Raw genomic sequence first — 9367 nt, forward strand, 5'->3', positions numbered from 1 at the left:
ATGAAATTATTACAGGTAAAAGATTTAAAAACCTACTTTTTCCTTGATAAAAAAGAGATTCCCGCCGTGGACGGTGTGGATTTTCACATTAACCAGGGGGAAGTACTGGCCTTGATCGGGGAATCCGGCAGTGGAAAAAGCGTTACCTCCATGTCCATTATGGGACTGATCGATGAGCCGGGGAAAATCATATCCGGGGAAATTCTTTTGAAACGGGAAGAAGTTTTCGAGGATGATCTGCTGCAAAAAAGTGACAAGCAGATGCGGTTTTTACGGGGCAAAGAAATCAGCATGATCTACCAGGACCCCTTAAGCTCCCTGCACCCCATGATTAAAGTGGGGGAACAGGTGGCGGAGGCCTTGATGATCCACGAAAAAGTAACGAAGGCGGAAGCAAAACGAAAAACCATTGAAATGATGAAGCGGGTAGGAATCTCCGACGGGGAAAAACGCTACGATGAATTTCCCGGGCAATTCAGCGGCGGTATGCGTCAGCGAATCATGATTGCCATGGCCATTATTTGCAATCCCCAGCTGTTGATTGCCGACGAACCTACCACGGCCCTGGATGTGACCATACAGGCGGAAATACTGGATTTACTGAGGAAACTTCAAAAAGAGAATGGAATGTCCATGATGCTGATTACCCATGACTTAGGGGTGGTAGCGGAAATTGCGGACCGGGTATGCGTGATGTACTGCGGAAAAATCATGGAGGAGACCACCAATCAGCGGTTGTTTAAAAGTCCGAAAAATCCCTATACCAAGGGACTGATGAAATGCATTCCAAGGATCGACGACAAACTGGAATACTTAGACACCATTGAAGGCTACGTACCCCATCCCACGGATTTTCCCAAGGGATGCCGGTTTTCCACCCGGTGCCCGGAAGTAATGGAGCGGTGCAAAGAGGAACTTCCAGAACTGAAAGAAGTAGAGCTCGGTCATAAGGTAAGGTGTTGGCTATATGGGTAAAAAATCTGTTGGCATCATAATGCTACTGACCTTGTTGCTACTTGTCGCCTGTGATGGAGATGCAGAAGAGGATGAGAGCCTAGAGGACCAAGAAGTTTTAGAACAGGAGCAGTCCCCGGAAGAAGAGGCGTCCCAAGATGAAGCCTCCGATTTGCCGGAGGATGAAGAAGCTATCGAAGAGGAAGAAGAAGGCGAAGGAGAAGAAGGGGAGAAAGAACCGGATGAGAAGACCGCTGCCCTTTCCCTAGAGGAAATACAAGAGCGGTATCAAGATCAGGAACCCAAAGAATGGGGAGAATCGGTGACGGGGGTTAACAGCAGAATTGACACCGAAGACCGGGTGATCGCCCTTACCTTCGATGCCTGCGGCGGGGCCTATGATCAAGCCTTAATCCAGTATTTAAAAGAACAGGAAATCCCCGCAACCCTTTTTATCAGCGGGGAATGGATCGATAATCATCCCGATACCTTAGTCGCCCTTGGGGAAAATCCCAATTTTGATATTGCCAACCACGGAAAACACCATAAACCCTTATCCGTACAGGGGAAATCCGCTTACGGAATCCCGGGAACCGAATCCATCGAAGGGGTGTATGAAGAGGTGTATGGAAATCATTTAAAGATCAAAGGGTTAACGGGCCATCGATCCCAGTTTTTTCGATCCGGTACCGCCTATTATGATGAAGTGGCGGTAAAAATCGTGGAGGATTTAGGGGAAATCGCGGTAAATTATAACGTATTAGGGGATGCCGGGGCCACGTTCACGGCGAATCAGATCTATGAAAGTATGATACAGGCTAAATCGGGATCCATTATGCTTTTTCACATGAACCATCCCGACAGTGATATCGCAGAAGGGGTCAAACTAGGAGTAGAGGCGTTACGGGAGGACGGTTTTGAGTTTGTACTGTTAAAGGATTATAGGGACCAACTGCAATAACAAAGGTGCCTTGGCACCTTTTTTGTAGTAAAAACAAAAAAGGACATTTTTGTCCGTTTACAATACTTGGCAATTGTTATAGTATGAATATAAGAACAATTCAAACAGGGGTGTCAAAGGAACGTAGTAAGCGTTCATGAAAAGCAGTGGTATGCAACGTTTAAAAAAGGGGATGAGTTAATGAAAAAGGGGATAATCATTGGGTTGGGTATTGTAGCGGTGGTGGTGATTGTTGCACTAAGCGCCTATAACGGGATGGAGGAGGAGACCTCCGATGCGGAAGCGGTGATCCAGGAGTACCACCAGGGGCTTTTAGACCGAGACGTCAATGCCCTACAGGGACTTCAAGTGAATCGAGGGGAAAATACCATTAATGATCAGATGTGGGACGGATTAAACAACGTGGAAGTCTTAAGCATTCAAGAGGACCAAGAGGCAAAAGACTGGTATATTGGGCAACGACAGGGAGAGGACGAGGATCCGGAAAACATCCTGGCCTTTGAAGTGCAGGCGAATTTTGATTACGAGAACTACGCCTCTTTATACTATATGAGCGGAGTCCAGAAACGAATGTATTTTTTAGTTCGGGAAAAAGAAAACAGTCCCTGGCTGATTGAATATATAAAATTGATTTAGTAAAAAGGGGGAAGGAAAGATGGGATCAAAAACAAGCAGGAAGCTTCTGTTAGTAATGCTTGTACTCTCACCGCTTATAGTGGGAGGGTTAATTGAATGGTTATTTAGACTGGGAATGACAAGCGAGAGCACGGTATACTTTCAGTTAGCCAGTATTTTACATGTTCCCTGGATGTACGGCGGCGGCATGGTAATTTGGTTTTTTGCAGGAATGGCCTTTGGCAATCAAAGCCTTAATAATGTAAAAAGCTTTATTTTGGGAAATACTTTATGGGGAATTCTTTTGAGTCTTTATATTTGGCAATTATTCTTGGAAATCACGAGCAGAAACTCTTTTATCATGAATTTAGCGGACTTTTATGTCCTGGGTTTTTTAGGATTCGGGGTGCGTATCGTATCCATGTTTACAAATAATATACAAGCGAGCATAGCTTCGCTAATTGCTTATTTTCTAATGCTTGCAGTATTCAGCACAGGCTTCTATACTGCTTTGAAAATCAAACCATCTGAAGCTAATTTGCAGGAAAGTTAAATAAGAGGGTGGTTTTAAGTGCAGCGAAAGGTGATACAGGAGTTGTGATGTTTGATTGAATTAATAAGGAAGAAGGGTATTATATTTGGAAGTAATACTCATAAGAGGTGATTAGATGAATGATAATCGAAAGCTAGCAAAATACGTAGGGATTTTATTCATAGGGATTTTGTTAACCCATAAACTTCCCTATGATACATATACCATTATTGAATATATAATAAGGCCGGTAAGCTTTAAGGGCGGCAGGCTTTACCTCTCGGGGCTCATCCCATTGGTCATAATTATTTTTGCCCTACGAGGCCTTTTTAAACTGGAAAGGTTTGAAAATAACAATAAGGTCTTAATTGTAATTGCCGTAATCGTATTAGTCATGCCGATAATGCGATGGACCTTGGATACTACAAGGACTGCGTATCATTTACTAAATCAACATGAATTAAAAACCCTGGATATTGTCGATGCCAATATTCGCTTATCCGGTTCAGAGGAAGAGGCCATTGTAACTGTAAAATTAGAAGTAATCGATTATGGTAGAGGAGAAAATCGATTTAACGTAAGAATGTATTTGCCAAAAACCTTACGGGAACATACCGGCAAAGAATTTTACGATTTTAAAAACAATTATAGAACCTATGGCAGGCGAAATCAAAAGGTTATTGAAGAACAAATAATTATTGACTTAGAAGATCAGGCCGCCCATAGAAATCTGTTTGATTCCCGGTGGTTTAAGGAAGACATTGAGTACAAATTATATAATGAAAAGGAATCAATTAAAGTAATAAATCGGGGATTTTAAAACAAAGATTGATCCTCTTCATTGGAAACATCAAAATGGAAATTGTTTTTACACTTTTCCTTCATCGAGGTATGAAGGTGGGTAAGTCCAAGTAGCTTCGTTAAAGTCACTGCATTTATGAAAGAACATTTATAGCTGTCGTCGTTTAAATAGTACTCCGATACACCTTTTCCATAGTATAACAGTGGAAGCATTGAATAATCCGACTTTTCCTGGCAATAGTTAATCCCCTTTTCCATCATTCCTATCGAATCCACATATTTTTCAGTCCTTTTATAAGCGATACCCAAATTGCTTGCGATGATTGCATAGATTTCATCACTATGGTCAATTTCATCCATGATAAACGCTAAAATCTCAATATATTTTTTCTGATCTCCTGTTCTATTAAAAGTTAAGGCGATATTCATTAATAAACGATGTTCCATGGGAGAATAACTGAAATCTCTGAAATGCTCCACAGAAAATTCTTTATTGCTGATAAGAATGCCTTGTATAAATTTTTCCAGTGCTTTTGGATAACGATCTTTTTTTCGATAAAGCACAATCCCTTCAATTAATAAAATATACTGCCGGTATTGCAGAATATAATAGGGTTTTTTTATAGTTGCTATAAAACTTTTTAATTTTGGGATATAGCCGTTCAATTTATCAAAATTATCCTGAAGAATTTTTTTCTCAATATCTTCTTTAATTGTCTCGAACATTTCCATTCCCTGAGAGTTGTATTTGAGAAAACGCAGAACTAAATCCTCTTTAAAAAGAATCGACATTTCTTCCAGGGTATCTATCCGGGGGATGGCCTTATCCATCTCGATGCGACGGTACGTTTTTTCACTAACCTGAGCCGCCTTAGCTACATAGGTTTGGGTAAGCTTTTTTTCTTCTCTTAATTTTCGTAGATACAGTCCAAAGCTGTTTATTTCAGTCATTGGTATTCCTCCCCCCTGGAACCGGACATTTTTGTCCGTTTACAATATATAGAAGTTATTATAGTATGAATATAAGAATAATTCAAACAGGAAAAACTTGAAAAAATTAGAAAAGAATTTCAAAAAATAAAGGTTTTTTAACTAGGGCTGTAGAATTAATTAAGTAACGGTTTTTAAAAGAAATTTCCAGGGTATTAATGGTATAACGGTCTTATATTTACTAATTTTTTATAAAGCCGTGATTCTTCCAGGAAAAAGCACTCCATCATAATAATACAACTATCCGGTAGCTTCTCTCCCTAAGAAGGATCAAGTAAACAGTAAAGGATGGTTGTTATGAAAATAATTGAAAAATATGGATTGCTACGGGTTCAAATGGCTTACAACAAAGAGCATGTCAAAATGTTAAAAAAGATCGGCGGGGGAAAATGGGATCCCGGAGCCCGGGTTTGGAACTTTCCTTTAGGAAAAAAACAGGACTTAGAAACCCTGCAAGGAGAAATTGTAACCGTCAGTGCCTATGACGAAGCGGTAAAACTCCTTAAAAATCATCTAAAGCAAAAAGGGTACAGTCCCAAAACCATCAAAAGCTATACGGGGCATCTCGATCGCTTTTTAACCTACTCCAAAGGCGAAGTGGATAAGGCTTCCATCAATGAGTATCTTTTATATTTGCTGGAAGAAAAGCAGTCTTCCCACTCCTATGCCAATCAAAGCATCAATGCGATTAAAGCGTATTTACGCTTAGTCAATAAATCCGAGGATTTTACCGTGCCTTATATTCCAAGACCGAAAAAAGAACATAAGCTGCCCAAGGTGATGAGCAAGGAAGAGGTCAAAAAAGTCATCGACGCGACCCATAACACCAAACACAAAACCATGCTTATGCTCGCCTATTCCTGCGGTCTTCGGGTCAGTGAAACGGCATCAATGCAATTAAAAAATATAGACAGTTCCAGAATGGTGGTGATGGTAGAACAGGGTAAAGGGAGAAAAGACCGAATGGTCAGCTTATCGGATAAAATGCTGCAGCAACTGCGGCAGTATTACCGGGAGTATAAGCCTGTAAAATGGTTATTTGAAGGGAGTGATCGGTCACGTTATATCAGTACAAGAACCGTACAAACCGTATTCAATAACAGCGTGAAGGCCGTAGGGATTGAAAAGAAATTGTCCTTTCACAGCCTGCGTCATTCCTATGCAACCCATATGCTGGAAGCCGGAGTGGATCTTCGGTTTATACAGGAGTTATTGGGCCATCGGAGTAGTAAGACTACGGAGATTTATACGCATGTTTCGGTGCAGAGTTTGGGGAAGATTGCTAATCCGTTGGATCAGCTGTAAGGTACATTCCCGAAACAACACCTATATCACCCTGCATTGGGTGGTATTCCTGAAATGTTTTTACATGAACGAGAGAGTTATAGGTAATGAATGATGATCTCGAGGCAGTGTTTTAGGGATTTATTTATAAGATGATAATTTTGTGGAACTAGAGAATACTTTGCATAAATTAATTATGACGTATTTGAATAATGGGATGTTATGGTTCAAAAATTGAAAGGGGGAAAATAAATGGACAAGAAATACTTATTGATAGTTTTAATAGTAGCGGTGTCGATTCTAGTAGGTTGTGGCAATGCCACTTCCAGCGAAAATAATAATGAGGGAACAAATGAACAAGAAAGTGTAGAGTTGAATAACCTGAGTGTTCCGGAAACGTTAAAGATTATGACTCCGGAGGCAAATAAAAAGAATCAAGAGTTAAATAGCTCATTGAATAATATTATGGATGAATTTGATGGTGGCGAAAACTTATCTGAAGCAGAGCAGGAAGAGTACGAAGCGCAGATGGAAGCACATTCGAATAAAATGGAAGAACTGGAAGAAGAAATAATGATGATAGATGACCAAGAGATTATCGAAAATATTTTCGACGAAATTAAAGATTCAGAAGCGGTATATAATGATAATTTAGACGAGAGTGTAATAAAAGAAGGACAGTTTTACTCCTTGGAACCCCAATACTCAAATCGTGATAAAGACGAGTCCATTCTGGAATATATTAATCTAATTATGGCATTTGAAGATAACACACTTTTTCTTATCACTGGCGAAGAGGTTGAAAGCCCTACAGTGATTAAAATGGATTTTGACTATGAGTGGCTAGAAAATCAGTTCAGTCAATAAATAGCATATGGTTAAAAATTATTTTCTATAATATTAATAGGAATAATCGACACGAAAACCGTCATCACTACCTATAACACAGGGTTAGCAACATATAATTGAGGAATGAAAACAGGGTTCTAGTGTCGCTAACCCTAGAAACGTTATACGTAATAACGAGGTCTTCAAAAATCACTGGGGTAACGAATGAAAGGGGAGAAGATAAATTTGGCAACAATTGTTTTACATAAAGAAACAGGCAAGTTTTACGCATTAGTTGGTACGGGGTATTCATTTTTTAAAGACTCAAGACCAAGTTTTTTCGGAGGTGCGATTGCTCCACATAAGGAAGAGGGGGAAACTAAGTGTGCGGCAATAAGTGATGAAGAGGGCACGATCAGTTGGGTCCAGACGTCGGAAATAAAAGTAGTAGAAATTGACGAGATGAAAATTGAAGATATATTACGTCCGTATTTATAATGTTGGCTTATCATATAGAAATTACCGTAAGCCTAATACGAGAAAAAGATTAAATAACAAAAAAAGAAAATTCATCATAAGAACTACGTTTTATAGATAATTTGGATGAGAATCTATCATCACAGACTTTAGAAAATTGAGAATAGAAGGGTGATATAATATCATTTTTTTTTATAGGATTGATAACAGGGGTTATGAGTAAAAGAAGATCTTAAGTTTTGAATGTAAGTCGTTGCCGTTAATACGTATAACACTGTGTCTACAGAAGGTGCTGGTGGGTACGTTTCAAGAGATCGTCAGCGCACCACACCCCTTCACCGGGAACAGAGTTCCGCCAGGTCGGCCGATCTTTGAGGTCCGGTTCAGGGCTGTCGTAAACACAAAAACGTTATGCGAAATTCCATACAAAAACAGAAAGACAGAAACATCGAATGATTATAGTTACATAAAAGACCCCTGAATTTGCTCAGAGGTCTTTATAATATAAGCAAGAAATATTGAATGGGCGTTAATCAATCATCGGAGGGACTCTTTCGAATGTGGCGGATTCCGATTTAGTAATCCGGCGATGAAGTTATTTGGATTTGGTACCGAAGTTTTAAACCGTTTCAACAAAAGAACAAGATTGAATAGATCAAAACACATCAAGAAAAACCGAGGATATTTCAATAATAAGTAGTATCCGGAGTATGGTTTTGTTTACCGATATATCGTAATTGTACAATAATTCAAGAAATATAAAAATATAATAAAAGCATATGAAACATCGCATAACACAGCGTTAGCAACATATGGTTGAGGAATGAAAATCGGGTTCTAGTGTCGCTAACCCTAGAAACGTTATAAAACACGGGGCGCAAAGATTTAAGACACACAGTCATGATATAAGGAATAAATTCTAAAGTACCAATAGATTCGAATAAAGGAGGAGATAAGGATTAGAAAAATAGTAACGAAAAATTTACTGCCAGTTATTATGATATTGTTAATGGTTCTTGTGTTGACTTCGGCATGTACCCAAGAAGATGAAGAAGATAAAGGACCATTGTCTATTCGACACGACTTAGATATATATGATGTTGACACGACTCCATATGAGGGGAAAATTGTTTTCGATTTATCATCTGAAGAAATTCTAAGTGAGATTGAAGAGCCCATCGAGATTACAACTGTTTACCAAACTACACTTTATCTAGCTGAAACAGTTGAAAGAGATGATTCAATGGTAGTTTTAACCGTTGGTTTTGATTACAACTATCAATCACCTTCCGGAGAGATGCTAAGTCTTTATCATCTATACGAGGAAGGAAGATTTACAAGTAGTGGAGTTGAAATAAAAGTGTTTGATGAAGATGGAAAAGAACTAGATGTTGCCAGAGGAAGTGGTGATGGAGAAAAATATGGATACGAACAATGGGTAGGTGTACAAATTCCTAAGGAATTATTAACAGACAATGAAGATTTCACTTTCGAGATAGATGGTTTATATGTTTTGGATTATAGAGAGCGATAGAGACTATATATACTAGGGTGAGAGATAATGAAAGAAAATAAAGAAACGCCCCACATATTATAACAATGTGTTTGCATTTAAGCATTGAGTTAGATCTAGCCTGAAAGCCACAGCCCTTCACCGGGAACGAATTTCCGCCAAGACGGTCGATCTTTCAGGTCCGGTTCAGGGCTGTCGCAAACACAAGAACGTTAGCAGCAACTGCGAGGTCTTAATTTAAGTTCTTTGAAAACCTATTTGGGAAAAAAGAATGAAATTAATTATAGTGTCAACCCTTTTAGAAAATGTCCTTAAATAGTTAAAACATAAGCACCAGATTGCTGGCGGTAATCGTGATTTTGTAAAATACAGAAATTACCAAGGTATAATGTTTTTGGGTAACCTTAATAAA

Annotated in this window: 10 protein-coding genes; 9 read left to right on the forward strand and 1 reads right to left on the reverse strand. The window is 39.1% G+C overall.

The genetic code is table 11. The features are described from left to right. The 5 genes from ISALK_RS13445 (at nt 1) to ISALK_RS13465 (ending at nt 3882) form a co-directional block, all read left to right on the forward strand. Nucleotides 1-975, forward strand: coding sequence for an ABC transporter ATP-binding protein (locus tag ISALK_RS13445; RefSeq protein ID WP_160723186.1), 975 nt, complete (start codon nt 1-3; stop codon nt 973-975). Then, the gene (locus ISALK_RS13450) at nt 968-1915 is read left to right on the forward strand and encodes a polysaccharide deacetylase family protein (protein WP_236660381.1); all 948 of its coding nucleotides are present in this window, start codon (nt 968-970) and stop codon (nt 1913-1915) included. The genes ISALK_RS13445 and ISALK_RS13450 overlap by 8 nt, the downstream gene beginning before the upstream one ends. 180 nt (nt 1916-2095) lie before the next feature. After that, on the forward strand, nt 2096-2551 hold the full coding sequence (locus ISALK_RS13455) for a DUF4829 domain-containing protein (protein WP_160723187.1): 456 nt from the start codon (nt 2096-2098) through the stop codon (nt 2549-2551). Between the two features lie 19 nt (nt 2552-2570). After that, nucleotides 2571-3083: a hypothetical protein gene (locus ISALK_RS13460; protein ID WP_160723188.1), complete on the forward strand. Its 513-nt coding sequence runs from the start codon at nt 2571-2573 to the stop codon at nt 3081-3083. A gap of 115 nt (nt 3084-3198) precedes the next feature. Further along, nucleotides 3199-3882, forward strand: a complete 684-nt coding sequence (locus tag ISALK_RS13465) for a hypothetical protein (RefSeq protein WP_160723189.1) — start codon at nt 3199-3201, stop codon at nt 3880-3882. Here the strand turns inward: ISALK_RS13465 and ISALK_RS13470 are convergent. Then, nucleotides 3879-4814, reverse strand: coding sequence for a helix-turn-helix transcriptional regulator (locus ISALK_RS13470; RefSeq protein ID WP_160723190.1), 936 nt, complete (start codon nt 4812-4814; stop codon nt 3879-3881). The two genes, ISALK_RS13465 and ISALK_RS13470, sit on opposite strands and share 4 nt — an antisense overlap. A gap of 336 nt (nt 4815-5150) precedes the next feature. Here ISALK_RS13470 and ISALK_RS13475 point away from each other — a divergent pair, with 336 nt between their 5' ends. The 4 genes from ISALK_RS13475 to ISALK_RS13490 all read left to right on the forward strand — a co-directional run bounded on the left by ISALK_RS13475 (nt 5151) and on the right by ISALK_RS13490 (nt 8976). Further along, nucleotides 5151-6158, forward strand: a complete 1008-nt coding sequence (locus ISALK_RS13475; RefSeq protein WP_160723191.1) for a tyrosine-type recombinase/integrase — start codon at nt 5151-5153, stop codon at nt 6156-6158. Between the two features lie 231 nt (nt 6159-6389). Further along, on the forward strand, nt 6390-7004 hold the full coding sequence (locus ISALK_RS13480) for a hypothetical protein (RefSeq protein ID WP_160723192.1): 615 nt from the start codon (nt 6390-6392) through the stop codon (nt 7002-7004). Nucleotides 7005-7211: 207 nt separating this feature from the next. Next, nucleotides 7212-7463: a hypothetical protein gene (locus tag ISALK_RS13485; protein WP_160723193.1), complete on the forward strand. Its 252-nt coding sequence runs from the start codon at nt 7212-7214 to the stop codon at nt 7461-7463. 988 nt (nt 7464-8451) lie between these two features. Further along, entirely contained in the window at nt 8452-8976 is a 525-nt protein-coding gene (locus ISALK_RS13490; protein WP_160723194.1) for a hypothetical protein, read from the forward strand. The last annotated feature ends 391 nt before the right edge of the window (nt 8977-9367 follow it).

This window comes from Isachenkonia alkalipeptolytica (assembly GCF_009910325.1).
Lineage (GTDB): Bacteria > Bacillota > Clostridia > Peptostreptococcales > T1SED10-28 > Isachenkonia > Isachenkonia alkalipeptolytica.